The organism is Nocardia sp. CDC153 (assembly GCF_035818515.1).
GTDB lineage: Bacteria > Actinomycetota > Actinomycetes > Mycobacteriales > Mycobacteriaceae > Nocardia.
In genome coordinates this window covers 135,622-156,051 of record NZ_JAYKYU010000009.1, presented here as the reverse complement: position 1 = coordinate 156,051, position 20,430 = coordinate 135,622, and the positions used below count along the sequence as shown (strand labels likewise).

17 protein-coding genes are annotated in these 20,430 nt (G+C 67.1%); 8 read left to right on the top strand and 9 right to left on the bottom strand.

What is annotated here, in order from left to right; all coding sequences use genetic code 11:
* Positions 1-41 precede the first annotated feature (41 nt).
* Both VMT65_RS36925 and VMT65_RS36920 read left to right on the top strand, forming a co-directional pair.
* The gene (locus VMT65_RS36925; protein ID WP_326313338.1) at positions 42-2,297 is read left to right on the top strand and encodes an AAA family ATPase; all 2,256 of its coding nucleotides are present in this window, start codon (positions 42-44) and stop codon (positions 2,295-2,297) included.
* 105 nt (positions 2,298-2,402) lie between these two features.
* Positions 2,403-3,731 (top strand): hypothetical protein, encoded by a 1,329-nt coding sequence (locus VMT65_RS36920; protein ID WP_326313337.1) that lies wholly within the window; start codon positions 2,403-2,405, stop codon positions 3,729-3,731.
* Between the two features lie 22 nt (positions 3,732-3,753).
* Here VMT65_RS36920 and VMT65_RS36915 read toward each other — a convergent pair whose 3' ends face one another.
* From VMT65_RS36915 to VMT65_RS36895, 5 genes are all read right to left on the bottom strand, one after another.
* A complete protein-coding gene (locus VMT65_RS36915; RefSeq protein ID WP_326313336.1) occupies positions 3,754-5,112 on the bottom strand; it encodes a phosphatase PAP2 family protein in 1,359 nt (452 codons plus the stop codon).
* Between the two features lie 190 nt (positions 5,113-5,302).
* The gene (locus tag VMT65_RS36910) at positions 5,303-6,451 is read right to left on the bottom strand and encodes a glutamate--cysteine ligase (protein WP_326313335.1); all 1,149 of its coding nucleotides are present in this window, start codon (positions 6,449-6,451) and stop codon (positions 5,303-5,305) included.
* 18 nt (positions 6,452-6,469) lie between these two features.
* Positions 6,470-7,138 (bottom strand): superoxide dismutase[Cu-Zn], encoded by a 669-nt coding sequence (gene sodC / locus VMT65_RS36905; RefSeq protein WP_326313334.1) that lies wholly within the window; start codon positions 7,136-7,138, stop codon positions 6,470-6,472.
* Positions 7,139-7,263: 125 nt separating this feature from the next.
* Complete coding sequence (locus VMT65_RS36900; RefSeq protein ID WP_326313333.1) at positions 7,264-7,842, bottom strand: LytR C-terminal domain-containing protein; 579 nt, start codon at positions 7,840-7,842, stop codon at positions 7,264-7,266.
* A 17-nt stretch (positions 7,843-7,859) separates the two neighbouring features.
* The gene (locus VMT65_RS36895; protein WP_326313332.1) at positions 7,860-8,210 is read right to left on the bottom strand and encodes a DUF3263 domain-containing protein; all 351 of its coding nucleotides are present in this window, start codon (positions 8,208-8,210) and stop codon (positions 7,860-7,862) included.
* A 183-nt stretch (positions 8,211-8,393) separates the two neighbouring features.
* Between VMT65_RS36895 and VMT65_RS36890 the strand changes: the two genes are divergently transcribed.
* The 4 genes from VMT65_RS36890 (at position 8,394) to VMT65_RS36875 (ending at position 12,562) form a co-directional block, all read left to right on the top strand.
* Complete coding sequence (locus tag VMT65_RS36890) at positions 8,394-9,020, top strand: peptide deformylase (protein WP_326313331.1); 627 nt, start codon at positions 8,394-8,396, stop codon at positions 9,018-9,020.
* Between the two features lie 7 nt (positions 9,021-9,027).
* A complete protein-coding gene (locus VMT65_RS36885; RefSeq protein ID WP_326313330.1) occupies positions 9,028-9,978 on the top strand; it encodes an N-acetylglutamate synthase, CG3035 family in 951 nt (316 codons plus the stop codon).
* A gap of 44 nt (positions 9,979-10,022) precedes the next feature.
* Entirely contained in the window at positions 10,023-10,838 is an 816-nt protein-coding gene (locus VMT65_RS36880; RefSeq protein ID WP_326313329.1) for an exodeoxyribonuclease III, read from the top strand.
* A 524-nt stretch (positions 10,839-11,362) separates the two neighbouring features.
* Positions 11,363-12,562, top strand: a complete 1,200-nt coding sequence (locus VMT65_RS36875) for a hypothetical protein (RefSeq protein ID WP_326313328.1) — start codon at positions 11,363-11,365, stop codon at positions 12,560-12,562.
* Between the two features lie 89 nt (positions 12,563-12,651).
* Here the strand turns inward: VMT65_RS36875 and VMT65_RS36870 are convergent, their stop codons facing one another.
* From VMT65_RS36870 to VMT65_RS36855, 4 genes are all read right to left on the bottom strand, one after another.
* Entirely contained in the window at positions 12,652-13,290 is a 639-nt protein-coding gene (locus VMT65_RS36870; protein ID WP_326313375.1) for a hypothetical protein, read from the bottom strand.
* Between the two features lie 108 nt (positions 13,291-13,398).
* A complete protein-coding gene (locus tag VMT65_RS36865) occupies positions 13,399-15,225 on the bottom strand; it encodes an acyl-CoA dehydrogenase (protein ID WP_326313327.1) in 1,827 nt (608 codons plus the stop codon).
* A 155-nt stretch (positions 15,226-15,380) separates the two neighbouring features.
* The gene (locus VMT65_RS36860; protein ID WP_326313326.1) at positions 15,381-16,334 is read right to left on the bottom strand and encodes an oxygenase MpaB family protein; all 954 of its coding nucleotides are present in this window, start codon (positions 16,332-16,334) and stop codon (positions 15,381-15,383) included.
* A gap of 70 nt (positions 16,335-16,404) precedes the next feature.
* Positions 16,405-18,324, bottom strand: a complete 1,920-nt coding sequence (locus VMT65_RS36855) for an acyl-CoA dehydrogenase family protein (RefSeq protein ID WP_326313325.1) — start codon at positions 18,322-18,324, stop codon at positions 16,405-16,407.
* 157 nt (positions 18,325-18,481) lie between these two features.
* Here VMT65_RS36855 and VMT65_RS36850 point away from each other — a divergent pair, with 157 nt between their 5' ends.
* Positions 18,482-19,108 carry a TetR/AcrR family transcriptional regulator gene (locus VMT65_RS36850; RefSeq protein WP_326313324.1) on the top strand — a complete coding sequence of 209 codons (627 nt, stop codon included), beginning with the start codon at positions 18,482-18,484 and terminating at the stop codon, positions 19,106-19,108.
* A gap of 94 nt (positions 19,109-19,202) precedes the next feature.
* Positions 19,203-20,408 carry a homogentisate 1,2-dioxygenase gene (locus VMT65_RS36845; protein ID WP_326313373.1) on the top strand — a complete coding sequence of 402 codons (1,206 nt, stop codon included), beginning with the start codon at positions 19,203-19,205 and terminating at the stop codon, positions 20,406-20,408.
* Positions 20,409-20,430: the final 22 nt, after the last annotated feature.

Sequence of the window (20,430 nt, the reverse complement as noted above, 5' to 3'; positions counted from 1 at the left end):
AATCGGTGAAGTCGGTCCGCACCCCCAGGCAGAATTGACGGGTGCCGGAAATCAAGCTGACCGCTCGCCGGAACCCCTCGAGCGCGGACGCCCGCTGGGGACTGGTGCGCCTGCACCCCGAAGTGATGATGGCGCTCGGCCTGCAGGCGGGCGACGGCGTCACGTTGACCGGCGGGCGGCGCACCACCGCGGTGGTCGGGCCGTTCCGGCCGGGGCAGGCGGTCGGCACCGGTGTCGCGCTGCTCGACGAGGTCATCCTGTCCAATGCGAAGGTGCGCGAGGACGGTGACGTCACCATCGCACCGGCGGCGGTCTACGACGCCCGCCGGGTCGCGGTCACCGGCTCCAGCCTCGCCATGACGGCCATCCCGGAATCGACACTGCGGCAAGCACTTCTGGGCAAGATCGTGACGGTCGGCGACACCGTCACGCTGCTGCCGCGCGATCTGCTGGCCACCGACAATCCGGCCGCCGCCCGGCAGGCGTTGCGGAATCTCGGGATCGCCTGGACCTCGGAGGTGCTCAAGGTCACGGTCACCGATCCGCAGCCCGGGGCGGTCACCATCCTGCCCAGCACCGTGGTGACCCTCGGCAGGAGCATCGGCGGCACCGACACTCCCCACGGCCTGCTCGACGACACCGATCTGCCCTCGCCCGCCCCGATCGTGGTGCGGGAGCGCCCGGCCTCGACCGCGCCCACGGCGGCGGTCGCGGTGGCGGATCTGGCGGGCGTGCAGAATCAGGCCGCCAAGCTGACCGAATGGTTGAATCTCGCGCTGGACGAGCCGGAATTGCTCAAGGCCCTCGGGGCCACTTCACATTTGGGGGTTTTGATCACCGGGCCCGCGGGCGTCGGCAAGGCGACGCTGGCGCGGGCCGTGGTGGGCACGCGGCGGCTGGTCGAACTCGACGGCCCCGCGATCGGCGCGATCGAGAGCGGCAGCCGATTACGCGCGGTCGCGGACAAGGTGACCGAAATCTGTTCCGGCGCGGGCGGAGTGCTGTTGATCACCGATATCGACGCCCTGCTGCCCGCCGATCCGGAACCGGTGGCCACGCTGATTTTGGACCAATTGCGCTGTGCCGTAGCGCGTCCGGCCGTCGCCGTGCTGGCCACCACCTCGAATGCGGTCGGCATCGACGCGCGACTGCGCGGGCCGGAGCTCTTCGACCGGGAGGTGTCGCTGCCCTTGCCCAAGGCCAAGGTCCGGGCGGCGCTGCTGGAACAGCTGCTGCGCAAGGTGCCCACCGACGGCCTGCGGCTGGAGGAGATCGCCACGCGGACACCCGGATTCGTGGTGTCGGACCTGGCGGCCCTGATCCGGGAGGCGGCGCTGCGGGCGGCCGCGCGGGCCAGTCGGGAGCACGCGGATCCGGTGTTGGCGCAGGAGGATCTGGTCGGGGCGCTGGAGGTCATTCGCCCGCTGTCGCGGTCGGGCTCGGAGGAATTGTCCATCGGCGGCCTGAGTCTCGACGATGTGGGCGACATGGCCGAGACCAAACAGGCGCTCACCGAGGCGGTGCTGTGGCCGCTGAAGCATCCGGATTCGTTCCATCGCTTGGGCATCGAGCCGCCCCGCGGGGTGCTGCTCTACGGCCCACCCGGCTGCGGGAAGACCTTTCTGGTGCGCGCGCTGGCCGGGACCGGGCAGCTGAGCGTGCACGCGGTGAAGGGCGCCGAGCTCATGGACAAGTGGGTGGGCTCGTCGGAGCGGGCGGTGCGCGAGTTGTTCCAGCGCGCACGGGATTCCGCGCCCTCGCTCATCTTCCTCGACGAGGTGGACGCGCTGGCTCCGCGTCGCGGCCAGTCCAGTGACTCCGGCGTCTCCGACCGGGTGGTCGCGGCGCTGCTCACCGAGTTGGACGGGGTGGAGCCGCTGCGGGATGTGGTCGTGGTCGGCGCGACCAACCGCCCGGAATTGATCGATCCGGCGCTGACCCGGCCGGGCCGCCTGGAGCGTCTGGTCTTCGTGCCGCCGCCGGATGCCGACGCCCGCACCGAAATCCTGCGCACCGCCGCCACACACGTGCCGCTGGCCAAGAATGTGAACCTGCGCCGGCTCGCTCGGGACCTGGAGGGGTATTCGGCCGCGGACTGTTCGGCCCTGCTGCGCGAGGCCGCCCTCGCGGCCATGCGCCGCGATGTGGAGGCCGGGGAGGTGACCGCCGACGATATGGCGGCGGCCCGCAAGGCGGTGCGCCCGTCGCTGGATCCGGTTCAGGTGGAGTCGTTGCGGCTGTACGCGGCGCAGCGCGATGCCTCCGGGCCGCCCGGCGATCCTTCCGGCTACGTCTAAGCGACCGATTAGTCCGTTCTGACGGTGGATTCGAAGTTTGCCGAATCCGCACAAAGTAGGCGAGTCGAACCGACCGGTCCGCCTATCGCCGGTAGGTTTGCGCAGGTGAGGTCGTATCAGGTCGCCGCCGAGACGATCACGGCACTGGTGACAGCAACGGTTGCCGGGTTGGCGCTGGCGCTGCCCATCGACTTCGGCTGGACCGCACAGACTTCCGCACTCCAGCTCGATCTGCTGGCCTACAGCCTGCCCCGGGCGATCTCGGCGGGGGTGCTGGTGTCCATGATCGCGGCGGTACTGCTCACCACCGTGGGCAGCACCAAGGTCGCGTGGGGCACCACGGTGGGCGGGCTGCTGGTGCTGCTGGCCAATCACACCTTCGGCCACGCCTCCGACCCCCATTCCTCGCTGTCCACCATGAATTTCATCGATTCACTGGCGGGCGGGCTGGTGCTGGGCGCGCTAGCCGCGGCGGTACTGCATCACCGGCTGTCCGCCTTCGCATGGACGCTGGGCATTCTGATCAGCCTGCTGCTGGGCTCGGTGAATCCGGTGCCGCGGATCGGCGGCAGCATGGACGAGACGAGCGCCGACCACTGGCATGCCACGGATATGCCGCCGCTGTGGATGCTGCTGCTGGCCCTCGGGTTGTCCGCGCTGGGTTTCCTGGCCAATCGCAATCACCCGGTCGCGCAACGCCTGTCGATCGAATTGCCGATGGCGCCGATTCTGGCGGGCGTGGTGCTGGTGCTGGTGACCCTGGCCAGTGCGGAATGGCTGGCCCGGCACGGTGGCAGTCTGGCGGGCATCGGCCTCGCGGTGGTGACGGCGGTGGGGACCGCCATGATCGCGGCCATGCTGCTGCCGGGCCGGGACGGCGAGATCGTGCTGCTGGCGGTGGGTCTGAGCGCGGTGGCCGCGGCCACGGTGGCGGCCGAGCTGCCCGCCTGGTCGATTCCGCTGCTGGTGGCGGTGGCGGCCTGCGGCATGTGGGCGGGCAGCAAGCATGGCGCTCCGCTGGCGTGCCTGGCGGCGACCATCATGCTCGGCCTCACCACGGCGCTCACGGCCGATACCGATTGGGCCTGGCTGATTGTCGGCGGCGCCGCGGTCGTCTCCTGGCTCATCGGTTTCGCGCTCACCTCGGCGCGGCCGCGCTATGTGCCGAGTCGGGTGCTGGGCACCATGGTGATCTTCGTGCCGTCGGCGGTGCTGGGCATGCGCGACTACGTGGCGCGCGGGGAGTACGCGGTGCGGTCCACCGGCAATGCGACGGTGTGCACGGTCACCTCGGGTAGTACCTCGACCCCGGCCTGGACGGCGGCGCTGGTGGCGGCGGGCTGCCTGGCCGGGTTGGTGGTGCTGCACCGCAGTCGCCCGCCGGGCGGCGAGGCGACGGACGCGGCGACACCGCGGCCGATCGACCCCGAATAGTCAGGCGCGCAACCCCGAATGGTCAGGCGCGCACGGCCGTTTCGAGCGCGGCGGCCGGTGCCGGAATCCGCGCGAACCAGGTCCGGTAGAACGCCGTCACATACGCGGCCAGCAGTCCGAGCACGATCAGTCCCGCGGGCACCGGATGCTCGGCGAAGCCGACCGAGAGGTACCGGTAGGACAGCAGCAGTCCAGCGAAGAGCGCGGCCCCGGCGGCCACCAGTCGCACCCGGGTGCGATCCCAGTCGCGTTCCGGTGCGCGCAGCGCGGATTCGACGGTCAGGCACAGCACCGCGCCCGCGACCAGATCGGCCCCGTAGTGGTAGCCGAACCCGAGGGTGGCCGAGAGGGTGGCGATCAGCCAGAACGCGCCGCCCCAGCGCAGCCAGGTGGGCGCGGGCGCGCCCGTGAAGGGATCGCGCCGGGAGTGGATGAAGATCGACAGCGCCCACGCGGTGTGCAGCGAGGGCATGCAGTTGCGCGGGGTGAAGTGGTCGAAGGCGATCGATCCGGGCGCGAGGTCCACCGGCGGCACCACGGCGGGCCAGTAGTGGCCCAGCGAGAAGGTGCTGTCCGCGCCGAACGCGAAAATCGGCCCCACGACCGGGAATACGACGTAGAAGATCGGCCCGATCAGTCCGAGCACCAGGAAGGTCCGCACCAGGTAGTGCCGCGGCCACTCCCCCGTCCGCACCACATTCCGCAGTTGCCAGACGGTCACGATCATGGCGCCCAGCGGCAGTTCGATGTAGACCCAGTGCAGCACCGCGGAGGCGACCGGACCGAGCCAGTCCAGCAGCTGCCCCATCATCCAGGACGGGTCGCCGAGCGCGTGGTCGACCAGGATCACGTGTTCGTCGAGGACGCGGGGTCCGGCCAGTACGGTGATGCCCAGCCAGACGTCGGCGACCTTGCTGGAGAGCACCAGCAGGATGCCGAGCGCGGCGGCGTGCAGCGCGTTGGCGCGCTCGCTGCCCTGCCACTTCCGGTAGGCGAGCGCGAGGATCGCGAGCAGCACCAGCACGGGCCCGTTGCCCATGGCCAGCGGGCCGCCGTTCAGCGATCGAATCCCTTGGTAGACAAGGTCGATGCCCAGGGCCGCCCCGACCGCGAAGGCGCGCCGCCGCCACGACAGCCCGATGAGGGCGAGCCCGAGTCCGGCCCACGGCACGGTGAAGGATTTGGCATTGCCGGCGAAGTCGTCCCAGATGCTCTCGAGGGGTCCGACGAAGTGATGCCGGGAGGCGACGATCTGCAGGGCGATCAGCGCCACCGCACCGATGCCCAACACCGCCGCGAGGCGGGCGCGCGGCGACGGCGTCCACGTTTCCGGTCGGCGCGCGGCACCGCCGGATCGTGAGCGCGGGTCGTCGAGCAGCATCCAGCCATAGTAAACGCCGCATGAACGCCAGCCCCGTGCCCAGTTGAACGTGGGCAATGCGGTCGGGTGAACAGCCCCCGGTCAGCGGGTTATCGTCGCTGGCCACGCGTACAGCGCACGCAACTCGGCGTAACCGAAATCACAAGCGTACAAGACGCCTTTGGTTCCGGTGCTTCTGGCGTCTCCGGTCCTACTGCTCGAGTTCGTGCACCAGGGAGTCGACGACCGCGACCAGATCGCCCTGGGCGGCCGCGGCCACCCGGCGCTGGCGCTGATAGGACGCGCCCCGCTTGGGGATGTCGGCGACCAGGGCCAGTTCGTTCTCGCAGCCGAGGCTCTTGGCGGTCGGTTCGAGCCGGTTGAGCAGGTCCATCAGATCGTCGGTGACCAGCCGCTCATTGCTGTCGGCGTCGGTGATGATGATGGCGTCGAGCCCGTATCGCGCTGCGCGCCACTTGTTTTCCTGCACATGCCAGGGCGGCAGGATGGCGGGCAGGGTCTCGCCGGACTCCACGCGCCGGTCGAGATCCACGATGAGGCAGTGGATCAGCGCCACGATGGCGGCCAGTTCGGACTTGGTCGGGGTGCCGTCGCAGACGCGGACCTCGATGGTGCCCCACTTGGGCGCGGGCCGAATGTCCCAGTGCATGCCGCCGAGTTGTTCGAACACACCGGTTTTCGTCTGGTCCCGCACGAATTCCTCGAACTGGCTCCAGTTTTCGAACTGGAAGGGCAGTCCGGCGGTGGGCAGCTGCTGGAACATGAGCGCGCGATTGCTGGCGTAGCCGGTGTCCACGCCCGCCCACATGGGCGAGGAGGCCGAGAGCGCCAGCAGATGCGGGTAGGACGGCAGCAGCGCGTTGAGGATCGGGAAGACCTTGTCCGGGTGGGAGATTCCGACGTGCACGTGCACGCCCCAGATGAGCATCTGGCGGCCCCACCACTGGGTGCGCTCGATGAGTTCGTCGTAATGCGCACTGCGCGTGAGCTGTTGGGTGGACCACTGCGCGAACGGGTGGGTGCCCGCGCAGAACAGGTCGACGCCGACCTCGTCGGCGGCGCGGCGCACGACGTCCTGGGTGGCGCGCAGTTCGTCGACCACCTCGCCCACCGTGTCGTGCTTGCCGGAAACCAGCTCGACGGTGTTCTTCAGCAGTTCCTTGGTGATCTGCGGGGTGCCGTCCCAGGCGCGCAGATCACCGCAGGCCTCGAAAACCGCTGCGGCGGTGTTGGACAGGTCGCGCGTGCGCTTGTCGACGAGCGCGACCTCCCATTCCACACCGAGCGTGGGCCGGGGCGATGAGTTGAAGGGGACCTTCGAAATGCCTACCCCGGCCATGGCTCACCTCGAGTGGGTTCAGGACACGACGCCGCAGGCGACCCGAGCGCCCGCGTCGCCGGTCGAGAGGGTTTCCTGATCCGGTGCGGGCGCGTACCGGGTGGGAATGTTGCCGAAGTTGTCGGCGCCGTTGTGGATGATCAGGGCCTTGCCCTTGATCTCGTCCAGGGTCACCGAGTCGGTGGTGGTGGTCAGCTTGGCGGTGCCGTCCTTGAGCACCTCGAGCGAGGTCAGGTCGCCGCTGGACGGGTGCGCGGTGGCGTCGCCGACCTGCAGGTGGCCACCGGCGGAAAGGAAGTCGCCGGGCGCGCCGCCCGAGGGCGCGACGGAGTTCGGCTCGCACTTGCCGACCGAGTGCAGGTGCAGACCGTGGAATCCGGGCTTGAGGCCGTGCGCCTCCACGGTCACCTCGAGGTGGCCGCCGACATTGGCGAAGGTGGCGGTGCCGACGGTCTGGCCGTTCGAGTCCTTGAGGGTCGCCGACACCGAATCACGCGGCTCCGCGGCATTGCCCAGACCGCTCGAGGTACCGGCCGGGGCGGGCGAGCTGGTGAAGACCGCCGGGGTCGTCCCCTTGACGTCGCTCGATTCCTGGCTGTTGGAGCAGGCGGTGAGGCCGAGGGCCGCGACCGCGAGCACCGGAGCAACAGTCCACCAGGACGGGCGACGAGTTGTGGACGAGGCCATCGGGGAACTCCTTTACGAGTCCGAGTTTATCGGGAAAGCAGGGTGGACATAGTTCGTACCGGACAAGATGATGCCAGAGGCGTGTGTGTGTCCCGTGGAGGGGCCATCCGGGTGTTCTGGGCGGGCTAGCCGCCGGTGACGATGACGATGACGCCGGTGGGCGAGTCCGAGATGCCCGGGAATCGGGGTTCGGCCGAACAGCCCAGTTCGGCGGCGATGGCCTGGGCCAGCGCCTGCTCCTTGGGTGAACTGCCGTAGTACACGGTCGTTTTCGGGATGACACCGTTCGGGTAGTTCCCCACCTCGGTGACGTTGTAACCCTCACCGCTGAGTTGATCACCGGTCTTCTTGGCGAGCCCGGGGATGGTGCCGTTGTTGTAAACCCGTACGGGAACGGTCTTGTCGATGCCCGCGGCCGCGGTGGTGGTGGGCGCGGGCGGTGTGGTCGTGGTGGTGGTCGGCAGCGCGGCGGTGGTGGTCGGCGCGACCGGCGGGGTGGTGACCTGGGCCGAATTCTGCTGTGCCGCAGTGGTGGTGGGCGCGGCGCTGCTGGTCTGCGAGCTCGACTCCGAGCTCGCGCCGGAGGAGTCCGAACTCGACAGCGACATCGCGCCGATCCCCGCGAACACGATGGACAGCGCGATCAGAACCATCGCCAGGGCCCGCAGCGGCGGACCGCCGGACGGCGAATTCGGAGTGCTCACGCGTCGAGCCTACTGGGTTATACCTGGAAACCGAGACGGCGTGCGGCCCTGGTCTTCTGGCGGCTGGCGCGCAATCGGCGCAACCGCTTGACCAGCATCGGGTCCGCGGCCAGCGCCTCGGGCTTGTCGACGACGGAGTTCAGCACCTGGTAGTAGCGGGTGGGCGAGAGGTCGAACAGCTCGCGGATGGCTTCCTCTTTGGCGCCCGCGTACTTCCACCATTTGCGCTCGAAGTCCAGAATGTCGAGTTCGCGGCGGGAAAGGCCGTGCGCCCCATCCTCGTCGGCGACATGCTCCGGGCCACCGGGGGAGCCCGCGGGGATACCGTCCTCGCTTGCGGAGATGTCTCGTGCCGCTGCGCTGTCCATAGTGCTCCCTCGCCGAGTGGTCACCAGACGAATATGGTGCTTGTGCGTCGCCGATCATTCAACCACGCGGCGGGACCTTCCCGATGCGTACCGCTCGGCGTGTTTCGGTGACTCATCCCCGGCGTGTCGCATGGGGAACGGCCAGCGTGAGCAGCCCGGCAACCACCCAGTAGGCTGCTCAGCATGGCTATTCTCCCGATTCGCATTGTCGGCGACCCGGTTCTGCACCGCGCGACCACCCCGGTCACGCAGTCCCCGGAAGAGCTGGCCGAGCTGATCGCGGACATGTACGAGACCATGGACGCCGCCCACGGCGTCGGGTTGGCGGCCAATCAGGTGATCATCAAGGCCGAAGACGAGCTCTCCCCGCGCATCTTCGTCTACGACTGCCCGGACGAGGTGTCCGACGGCAAGATGGTGCGCCGCCGCGGCTGCGTGGTCAATCCGGTGCTGGTGACCTCCGAGATCCCGGAAACCATGCCGGATCCCGACGATGACGAAGAGGGCTGCCTGTCGGTGCCCGGCGAGCAGTTCCCCACCGGCCGCGCCGACTGGGCCAAGGTGACCGGCACCGACGAGAAGGGCGAGCCGGTCGAGATCGAGGGCCGCGGCTTCTTCGCCCGCATGCTGCAGCACGAGACCGGCCACCTCGACGGCTACCTGTACGTGGATGTGCTGGTGGGCCGCAATGCGCGCGCCGCCAAGAAGGCCATCAAGCGAAACGGCTGGGGCAAGCCGGGTTTGAGCTGGGTGCCGGGCACCGTCCCGGATCCATTCGGGCACGACGACGTCGACGAGGACGACGACTGATTCGCCCATGACCGATTCCGAACTCCCGCCGATCGGCAAGCGGGTTGTGGTTCGCTATCGCCTGCCCGCGGGATATCCGCAACCGCTGACGGATGTGATCGGCGAGCTCACCGCGACCGACCCCCTGACCGTGCGCACCGCCGACGGCCAGGTGGTCTCCATCGCCTGGGATCAGGTGGTGGCCTGGAAACCGGTGGGACCCAGGCCCATTCGGACCAGCGAGATCCGGGCCCTGGAGTCGGCGGCGGCCGACGCCTGGCCGGGCCTGCACCGGTCCTGGGTGGACGGCTGGCTGCTGCGCGCCGGGGACGGCTACACCAATCGCGCGAATTCCGCGGTGCCGCTGGGCGGTACGGACGGTCCGGCGCTGATGAACGCCGAAACCCTGTACCGGATCGGCGAGTGGTACACCGCGCACGGCCTGCCCATGGTGTTGCAGCTGCCCGATCGGCTGGCCACGGCTCCCGCGCAGTGGCGCGAGTGGAACGAAACCCGGGTGCTGGCCGTCGAAATCGCGAATCTGGTCCTGCCGCAGGGCCCGTCGATGGTGCGGTTCACCCCGGAACCGGACGGGGCCTGGCTGTCCATGCACCGGCATCGCGGCGGGGACACCGATGTCGGGTCCACGCCGGTGGTAGAGGTGCTCACGGCGGTGCGCGACGGCGAAGTCGCCTTCGCCACACTGGGTTTGCCGACGCCGCTGGCCATCGGCCGGGCCGCGGTGACCACCGCCCCGGACGGCCGCCAGTGGGTCGGGCTGACCTGCGTGGCGGTGGCGGTCGGGCATCGGCGGCACGGACTGGGCGCGCTGGTGTGCGCCGAGATGATCCGCTGGGGGCAGGCGCGCGGGGCCACGCACGCGTACGTGCAGGTGTCGGATGACAATGACGCGGCGCTGGCGTTGTATCAGGAGATGGGTTTCCTGGAGCACCACGGCTACCGGTACGCCGCGCCCTGATTCTCGCTTTTCGAAAGACTATTGCTGAAAGGTCCACCACCCCCATGCGCATCGCCACCTGGAACGTGAATTCGATTCGCACCCGGCAGGATCGGGTGCTGGCGTGGCTGGACCGCGCCGATATCGACGTGCTCGCCATGCAGGAGACCAAGTGCAAGGACGAGCAGTTCCCGTTCGAGGCGTTCGAGGCCGCCGGATACGAGGTCGCGCACATCGGCCTCAGCCAGTGGAACGGTGTCGCCATCGCCTCGCGGGTGGGGCTCGAGGATGTGGAGATCGGATTCCCGGATCAGCCGGGTTTCGACAAGGACGCCGGTGAGTCGCTGCTGAGCGCGCCGGTGGTGGAGGCTCGTGCGCTCGGGGCGACCTGCGGCGGGGTGCGGGTGTGGAGCCTGTACGTGCCGAACGGCCGCGCGCTCGACGATCCGCACTACGCCTACAAGCTGGAATGGCTTGCGGCACTGCGCGCCGCGGGCAGCAAGTGGCTCGCGGAGGATCCGGACGCGCAGATCGCGCTGGTCGGTGACTGGAATATCGCGCCGACCGACCTGGATGTCTGGTCACCGGAGTTCTTCCAGGGCAAGACCCACGTCTCCGACCGCGAACGCGACGCCTTCGAGGCCATCAACGAGGCGGGCTTCACCGACGTGATGCGCCCCTTCCACCCCGGCCCCGGCGTCTACACCTACTGGGACTACACCCAGCTGCGCTTCCCCCGCAAGGAAGGCATGCGCATCGACTTCATCCTCGCCTCCCCCGCCCTGGCGGCCCGCGTCACCGACGCGAACGTCGACCGCGAGGAGCGAAAGGGCAAGGGCGCGAGCGACCATGCCCCGGTCGTAGCCGATCTCGCCGACTGAGTTCTCTTCTCGCCTCACAGGCCAATCGATGGTCGGTCGACCGCTTCCATACAGTCAGAATGACCGCTACGGCAGACTCAGCGCCTCGGATCGTGGAAGGTGATCCCCGGCGCTAGATGTTGCCCGATCGGTTCCCAGCTGTGGGAACTACGGAGATCAGGGTCCAAAATTGACCAGGATCCCAATACTGTTCAGTGCAACTCCAGGGGGCAGACTGTATGCAGCATTGCATAGCATGTGGTAGCGAGCTCTCGTCCGACGAACTCACCAGCTGCTCGGTCTGTGGGTCCCAAGACCTGGCGCCTGGCGGGAAACTCAAGACCGATAAAGGGTTTCGTCTTGGTTTCACTGTGTTTGGCTGCGACGACTGCGGGACAGTGTTCGGTGTCGCGAAAAGCCCAAATGATCGGTGCGTGCGATGCGGGTCAGAGCTGCAGTTGGTCGATCGAGCGGCAGAACTCCGCGCTCAGGGCTTCGGAGCCGATCTGATTCGGCTGCAGGAGCGTCTAGAGTTCGCGCAGAATATGGAAATTGCAGATCGCGGTCATCGGGTTTCTGCGGATGATTATCGGCAGTGGTTGCCGACAGCGTTCGAGACTATCCTGAACTGGGCCGATCGGCTCCCGAAACACATGGGGGAAGGCGACTTCGACGATCCGCAGGATACAGATACACAGATCGCGTGGTCGCGTCTACTCGAGCTCACCAATGAAATGCTCGACTTCGCAGCAAATCTCAAGGCGAGCCCTCCCCCACCAGTACTCCTTGCAACCCATCGTGCTCTGATTCGCGGCGTTTTGCTTTTCGGGGCCGCGTCCGTCAAGTTCCTGACGACTTTGACCGCTCCAACCGCTGGTATCGCCCTAGAGCGAATGCGGAGCGGTCAGGAGATGCTGGACGCCGCGTGCACGACGACTGTGGCTGCGGCCAATTTGATGACTCCGCTCGACCCTCTGGCGGTTACCGCCGCCAGTGGATCGTCAATCAGCCATGTGTTTCCCGAGCTTAAAGAGATCGTCCGTCAGGATCCGGTAATGCTTCGCCCCTTGATCCCACTCGTACCTGTCGCGAGAGGGATGCATGATCAGCAGCGCCGATCACGTCGAGTCGCGGCGGTACAGATCGCGTTCGATGCCGCATCCGCTGTCGAGCCGCAGTGGATCGGTGATTTCGACTACTTCCTTGGCGTCTGCTCAGCCGCCTGGCGGAAGCTTATCGACCAGCACCGGCGACTGAATCACGTGCTGACTCATCCTGATCGGATGCGACCGGGCTGGGTCGACGAGGTGTTGGATATTGGAGCCAAGGCGGTAGAGGGTCCGTATCGCGCGTACGGAAGTCTCGTACTGACTGCATCGAAAGTAGCGAATGGCTCGATTGCCATACTCGACGCTTCAACGGCCTCGAACAATTCATTTGGCGCGGTCCGGAGTGGTCTGACCACCTTCAGCCCCGAGTTGGCCGAGGGCATCCACCCTGTCATCAGAAACGCATCCGCACATTACGACTATCGAATCGACGATGACGTCGTCAGAATAAGCCACCGTCCACCTCGAAGTAGCGAACCGATAGTGGAAGAGCATTCGTTCGATGACTTACTCGCTGCGGTTTCGAACCTCTCCGAGCACACGGTAGCGATGGCAATCGGTGTCATGCGCTGGATGTGGTTGCACGGCACGGTTGCGGACCGTGAACGATTCCGGAGAGACTGGCTATCCGCCTGAGGCGCTGATGGCCATAGACGGAACATCTGTCTTCCCGCTGGCGTGCAGCACGGTTTCTGTCAGTTCAACTTGGCCCAACCGCCTCAGAACTAGACCGGTCGGGTTTTGATGGCGTCTCGGGATATGAAGACGTCGTAGTTTCCGGGTGTTGCGATGACCGCGTTGCCGTAGGCGGAGCGCACGAAAGGCTTTGTGTACCAGGACTGGTTCTTCATGTCCTGGAAGAAGTCCTGGTCGCTGCCGTTGAGGAAGATCTGGTTCTGTTTGGTGGCGATGCCGTCCAGGCGCTGGCCGTACAGGCGCGTCACCTTGTAGCCGGAGTTGAAGCCGAGGGCGTTGACCCAGGGCTCGAGCTCCACGATATTGGCCTGCAGCACCCACATGTCGCCCTCGACCTTGTAGGTCTCGTGCTTGTCGGCGTGGTCCTTGTCGCCGTAGAGGGTCAGATCCACGTCCATCATGTGTTCTTGCCCGGCAATGGGTTTGGCCTCGATGTGGGCGGCCTTCACCTCGCCCGTGAGCCCCAGGAACGTCTGTAGCAGCGTGGTGATCCAGAGGATCACCACGGCGACGAGCACGAGCCCGACGGCACCCGCGCCCCGCCCGGCCAGCACCCGCCAGCCCACCTTGCGCGCCCTGAAGACGGCCGTGATCAACAGACCGATGGCCGCGATGGCGAGCACCAGCAACAGGATCTGGATCCAGCCGAAGGAAACCGGGAAGACCATGCGGTAGTTGTACCCCGCGGGCACGACAGTTCACCGCAGGTCACAAACGAAATGTGCGTGTCCCCTCGGCGAGCCTGTATGACTCGCCGAGGGGACACGCACCGAGAATCAGAAAGCCGCTTCGTCCAGCTTCATGATGTCGGTGTCGAGGTTCTCGACGACCGAACGCACGCCGCTGATCAGCGGGAGCTTGTTCTTCGCGAACCACGAAGCCACACCGACCTTGCCGGTGTAGAAGTTCTTGTCCTTGGCGTCCGCGCCCGCGTCCAGCGCGGCCTGCGCGATGGCGGCCTGCTCGAGCAGTCGCCAGGCGATGACGAGATCGCCCACGGCGTAGAGGAATCGGACCGAGCCCAGGCCGACCTTGTAGATCTCGTCGGTCTGCTGCTGCGAGGCCATCAGGTAGCCGGTCAGCGTGGCCGCCATGGCCTGCACGTCGGCCAGCGCCGCGCCGAGCAGCCCGCGCTCGACCTTGAACTGGTCCGGCCCGGCGTCGATGAACTTCTGGATCAGACCCGCGACGTGGCCGAGCGCCACGCCCTTGTCGCGAATGATCTTGCGGAAGAAGAAGTCCTGCGCCTGGATGGCGGTGGTGCCCTCGTACAGCGAGTCGATCTTGCAGTCGCGGATGTACTGCTCGATCGGGTAGTCCTGCAGGTAGCCCGAGCCGCCCAGGGTCTGCAGCGATTCGGTCAGGCTCTCGTAGGCGCGGTCCGAACCGCAGCCCTTGACGATCGGCAGCAGCAGGTCGTTGACCCGCTCGGCCAGCTCGGCGTCCACACCGTAATTGGCCTGTGCCACATCGGCGTTCTGGTAGGAAGCGCAGAACATGTACAGCGCGCGCAGGCCCTCGGCGTAGGCCTTCTGGGTGGCCAGCGAGCGACGCACGTCCGGGTGGTGGGTGATGGTGACGCGCGGCGCGCTCTTGTCGGCCATCTGGGTCAGGTCCGCGCCCTGCACGCGCTGCTTGGCGTACTCGAGGGCATTGAGGTACCCGGTGGACAGCGCGCCGGTGGCCTTGGTGCCCACCATCATTCGCGCGTTCTCGATGACCTTGAACATCTGCGCGATGCCATTGTGAACGTCGCCGACCAGGTAGCCCACGGCCGGAATGTCGCCGCCGAAGGTGATCTCACAGGTCGGCGAGGACTTGATGCCCATCTTGTGCTCGACGCCGGTGACCAGCGCGCCGTTCTTGGCGCCGAGTTCCATTGTCTCGGTGTCGAACAGGAAGCGCGGCACCACGAACAGCGACAGGCCCTTGGTGCCCGGTCCCGCGCCCTCGGGGCGGGCCAGCACCAGGTGGAAGATGTTGTCGGCGGTGTCGCCCACGTCGCCGCCGGAAATGAAGCGCTTCACGCCCTCGATGTGCCAGGTGCCGTCGGCCTGCGCGATGGCCTTGGTGCGGCCCATGCCGACATCGGAACCGGCGTCGGGCTCGGTGAGCACCATGGTTCCGCCCCAACGGTTTTCCCACGCGTACGCGGCCCACTTCTGCTGCTGTTCGGTGCCCTCGTCGAAGAGCACCTTGTGCATGAGCGGACCCATATTGAAGAAGGAGGCCGAGTTGTTGGCCGCCACCAGCATTTCCTGGATGCCCCAGATCAGCGCGTTCGGCGCGGGCACGCCGCCCATCTCCTCGGACATGCCCAGGCCCGAGTAGCCGGCCTCGTTGACCGCGGCCACGGTCTTCTTCAGCGATTCGGGGACGGTGATGGTGTGCTGATCCGGAATGAACTCGACCGGGTTGCGGTCGGCGTCGACGAACGACTCCGCGATCGGGCCCTCGGCCAGGCGCTTGGCCTCGGCGAGCATCTCCCGCGCGGTGTCGGCGTCCAGGTCACCGTAGGCGCCCTTGTCCAGCAGCTCGCCAATGCCCAGTACCTCGAACAAGTTGAACTCGATGTCTCGTAGGTTCGCCTTGTAGTGGGACACGGAAGGGCCTCCTCGGGCATAGGTAATCGATCAAGCGATGTTGGAGATCAAGCGCAGGTTGCCGTACGCCCGTACCGTTACGCAAGCGTAGGTACGTCTCTTCATCCGAAATGACCGGATCGACCGGGCCCGATCTCGAAAAGTTAACCGCGCCGTTATGCGCTGGAGCGGGCGCTACGGCCGTACAGCTGCTTGGCCTGCTGCGGAGTGACGGTGACCGGATTCACCGGAACCCCGGCTCGCATATGTTCCGCGAGCAGACGACCGGTCATCCGGCCGATGAAGTGCTTGGCGACCGTCAGTTCGAGCCGGTCGTTCTTCAGGGTCTTCATGGCCAGGCGCACCGCGGGCGGATAGGCCGCGTCGAGCAGGCCCGGCTGGTCGAATCCGCCGGTTTCCCGCATCCACTTCGGCAGCGTCGCGATGGCGGCCGGGGCCACCAAACGGCTTCCCGCCCAAAGCTTCACGCCCTTCTCCGACGGCGTGAACAACAGGTAGTGCATGCCGCGACGGGCACGTTCGGAGCTACACAGCCGGGGGCGCACCCGCTCGAAGTACTCGCGGACCTCGGCGCGGGAGGTGGGGACATCGGACGGCTTGCAGGTCTGCAGTTCGGCGGCGACGACACACTCCCGCCAGTACTGCGCCTCCTCCTCCGGCGTCAGCGGGCCCGGGCCGTACATCTCGTAGCACTTGAGCACCGAGTGCCAGCCGGTGACGTGAATCCACAGCTGCGAGTCGGGATTGTTGGCGCTGTAGCGCTTTCCGGTGATCGGCTCGATCCCGGTGGCCTTGGCGTGCACCTGCATGAGGTGCTCGGACGCCTCGATGGCCATGCGGCTGTCGGCCACCGCGGCGATCAGGAAGTAGGCGAAGGTGTGGTCGAGCCGCCCGCGCGGATCGCTGTAGATGCCGCCGACATCGGCGACCGCGGCGGTCAGATCCGGATCGAAGTGCTCGAGGGTGACCGCGCGCTGGAATCCGATGAGCGCGGTGGGCGCGGTCCAGACCTTCCAGGTCGGCGAGCCGGGTCCGAAGAAGCCGTAGTCGACCTCGCGGATGGTGCGGGCAGGTGCGTCGAATTGCGGACGTTCGGTCACTGCCGTCATCGTTTCTGCTCCTTTGCAGTGTCGATGGCTAGGCCGGAAGCCTATTCATTCACGAATGTAGCATTTGGGTTCAGGGATTCATCTCGTACACACCCGCCAGCGCTGTGACCTGCGTCAACACTGCCTCGAAGCGGGCCTGGTCGGCGATCGGTCGGCGGACCAGATCGAGGGCTCGGACCTGTTGGGCCTTGGTGGCGGTGGGCTTGGTGTGCAACGTCAGGGCGTGGCGGGAGAACTCGCGGACGAACAGGTCGAAGAGTTGGTCCAGCACCGCCTCGTCGGCCCCGGCGATCTCGGCCTGCTCGAGGATGAGCTGCGCGTACGGGAGGGTGGTGAACAGCTCGCCGAGGGCGAAGAGGAAGTCGACGTCCTGCTGCTGCGCGGCGGTCGGGGTGGCGGCGGCCAGCAGTGCCTGGAAGGCCAGGGCCTGTTCGAGGAAGACCGCGACATTCGGAATGTGCGCGAACTTCTCGAAGACCGGCCGCCAGTCGCCGAAGCGAATCTTGCCCAGACCGCTGCTCGGGCCCTGCCGGAACAGGAACTCGTCATCGGCGGCATCGCGGCGGGTGGGCACGGGAGCGTGTGCGGCACGGGCGAATTCGGCCCGCAGCGCCGGGACCGCCTTGGCGGCCGGGCCGGTGGCGCGGCGACTGGTCCAGCTCAGCGCGCCCGAGACCGCGCGCACCGCGCCCTTGGGTGCGACGCCCGCACCCGGCAGGTAGCGCAGCGCGGCCAGCCCGGCGTCGGCCGGATGGAACATGAAGTTGGGCATGAACTTCAGCGACAGCGCCATGTTCACGTGCACCGTGCCTTCGAGGCGCGGCAGCCCGAACATGCCGACCATGGCCATGGGGAAGTACATGTCGTTCTCGAAGCCGCGCGCGGCGATGACGTCCGCGAGATCCTCGTACAGCTGCTGCCCGTGCCGGGTGACCGACATCTTCTCGATGGCGTTGAACAGCAGGTAGCGCCGGTCGTTCGCATTGGCCGAGCGCATGTAGTCGATGGCGCGCTCGCTGTAGAGCTTCATGCCGATCAGCCGCGCGTAGCTGTCCGCGAGCAGGGATTTCACCTGGGGGAACTCGGTCACGCGGTGCCCGAACAGGATTCGGCCGTGGGCGTGGGTGACGGCCTCGAACATGGCGTGCTCGCACGCGCCGACCGCGCCGAAGCCGAGGTTGAACTTGCCGACGTTCACCGTGTTCATGGCGGCGTCGAAGGCGGCCCGGCCGGTGTGCAGGATGTCGGACTCGGCGACCGGGTACGCGTCGAGATCGAAAGCGGCGACATACATCTGGGAGTCGACGACATTGCGGCGCAGCTTGTAGTTCTTGTGCCGGGAGTCGGCGGCGAAGAACAGGTACCCGGAGTACTCCTCGTCGGTCATCTTCCGCAGGAAGTCCGAGGAGTCGATGATCGGCTTGTCGGCGCGGCGGCCGAAGACCGACACCATGCCCGCGAGATTCCCATTGCCGATGTAGTGCTTGCCGCCGGTGGCGGTGTAGCCGCCGTCCGGCTGCGGCTCGAGCACCATGTCGGTGGAGTAGATGTCCGCGCCGTGTTCCTTCTCGGACAGGCCGAACGCGAAGATCTCACCGGATTCGAGCAGCGCTGCCGCGCGGGCCTTGGCCTCGGCATTGGGGCTCTGCCAGATCGGGCCGAGACCCAGGATCGTCACCTGCCACACGTACCAGAATTGCATTCCGTAGAAGCCCAGGATCTTGCTCATCATGGCGATGCGCGCGGTGTCCCAACGCTTGTTCGGGTCGCCGCCCGCCTGCTCGGCCGGGGTCAGGAAGGTCGCGAAGACGCGCTCGCGCTTGATGAAGTCCAGGAAGTCCGCGTACCAGACCCGATCCCGGCTCTCGGCGAGCAGCCGGACCTTGCCGAAGGCTTCGAAGTAGTCGACGGTGGCGCGCAACAGCCGCCGGGTCTCGGCGTCGAATTCGGCGAAGTCGCAGGTCTTCGGGTTGAACAGGCTCTGACCCATCGGGATCCGTCTCCTCCGGCCGGGGAGGAGTCCGCTGCTCCTCCGGATGTTTTCCTTCGTGAATGTAGCATTTTTGTACACCGGTGAATGAAACGATCTTGGAAACCCATCCGACCTGCCGTTCCCGCCTTCGCGGGCGCTGCTACCCTCGGTGCGCATGGGCACCGATTCGGCCACACGACCCCGCGAGCGCGCGCGGCACCTGGGCCCCGAACGCCGCCGCCCGCAGGTCCTCGACACCGCGCTGGAGATCGCCGTCGCCGACGGCATCGCCGCGGTGACCATCGCCGCGGTGGCCGACCGCATGAAGGTGACCCGGCCCGTCGTGTACGCCTGCTTCACCGATCGGGTGGAGTTGCTCGAGGCCCTGATTCGCCGCGAGGAGGAGTACCTGGTCGCGGGCATCCTGGACGTGCTGCCGCGCCGCCGGGTGGAGGCCGACGAGGCCGTCTTCGTGGAGGGCTTCCGCGCGCTGCTGCACACGGTGTCCACGCGCCCCGACAGCTGGCGGCTGCTCTACGGCAATCCCGATCCGGCCGTGGCGGATTCGTTCGGCAAGGGCCGACTGCTCGCCGTGGAGCGCTGCACGCGCCGCCTGCGGCCGACCCTGAGGGCCTGGGGCACCGAGGACGCGGAGCGCAAACTCTCGGCACTCGTCGAATTATGGGTCTCGGCGGGTGAGGGCGCGGTCCGAACATTGCTGACCGATCCGGGTGAATGGACTCCGGACACGTTGGGCGAGTTCGTCGGAGCGGCCGTCTATCGGGCCCTGCGGCACGCCTGAGCCAAGCTCGAGCACACCTGCCCGAACCGGGGTCCCGCCCGCAATCCGATGGCTACGATGGGAAAGGGACCATCGGTCAATGCGGGAGACGGCAATGACGTTCTATCGGCAACTTGGTTCGGTGCCGCCCAAGCGGCACACGCAGCATCGGGATGCGCAGGGTCGGCTCTATTACGAAGAGCTGATGGGAGAAGAGGGCTTCTCCGGCGACTCCTCGCTGCTCTATCACCGGAGTCTGCCTCCGGCCATTGTGGATTCGTCGGTGTGGGTGCTGCCCGAACAGCGGCTGTACCCGAATCACCCTCTGCGACACCGGCATTTGAAGCTGCACGAACTCTTCCTCGGCGACAAGCCGTCCGACAGCGATGTGGTGACCGGGCGGCGGCTGCTGCTCGGCAATGCCGACGTGCGCATCTCGTACGTGGCGGCGCTGCGGGAATCGGCGCTGTACCGCAATGCGATCGGCGACGAGCTGGTCTATATCGAATCCGGTTCGGGGCGGGTGGAAACCGTCTTCGGGTCGCTGCCGGTGCGGCAGGGGCATCAGGTGCTGCTACCCCGCGCGACCACGCACCGCTGGATTCCCGACGGTCCGGAACCACTGCGCGCGTATGTGATCGAGGGTTCGGGCCACATCGCGCCGCCCAAGCGGTATCTCTCGAAATACGGTCAGTTCCTGGAGCATTCACCCTATTGCGAACGGGACCTGCACGGCCCGACCGAACTCGTGGCGGCCGAGGGGGAGAATGTGGAGGTGCTGGTCAAGCACCGGCCCGCCGGTGAGATTGTCGGCACCAGCATGGTTTACGCGACGCACCCCTTCGACGTGGTGGGCTGGGACGGCTGCCTGTACCCGTTCACCTTCGACATCGCCGACTTCGAACCCATTACCGGGCGCGTGCATCAGCCGCCGCCCGCGCATCAGGCGTTCGAGGGGCAGAACTTCGTGGTCTGCAATTTCGTGCCGCGCAAGGTCGACTATCACCCGCTGTCGATCCCGGTGCCCTACTACCACTCGAATGTGGACTCCGACGAGATCATGTTCTATTGCGGCGGAAACTACGAGGCGCGCAAGGGATCCGGGATCGGACAGGGTTCGGTGTCGGTGCATCCGGGCGGGTACGCTCACGGCCCGCAGCCCGGAGCCTACGAGCGCAGCATCGGCCTCGAGTTCTTCGACGAGCTGGCGGTCATGGTGGACACCTTCCACCCGCTGCAGCTGGGCGAGGGCGCGTTGGCCTGCGAGGATCCCGGTTACGCGTGGACCTGGTCGGGTCGCGGGCCGAGTCAGTGGATTTGAGTGGATGGGTGGGTGACGGGGA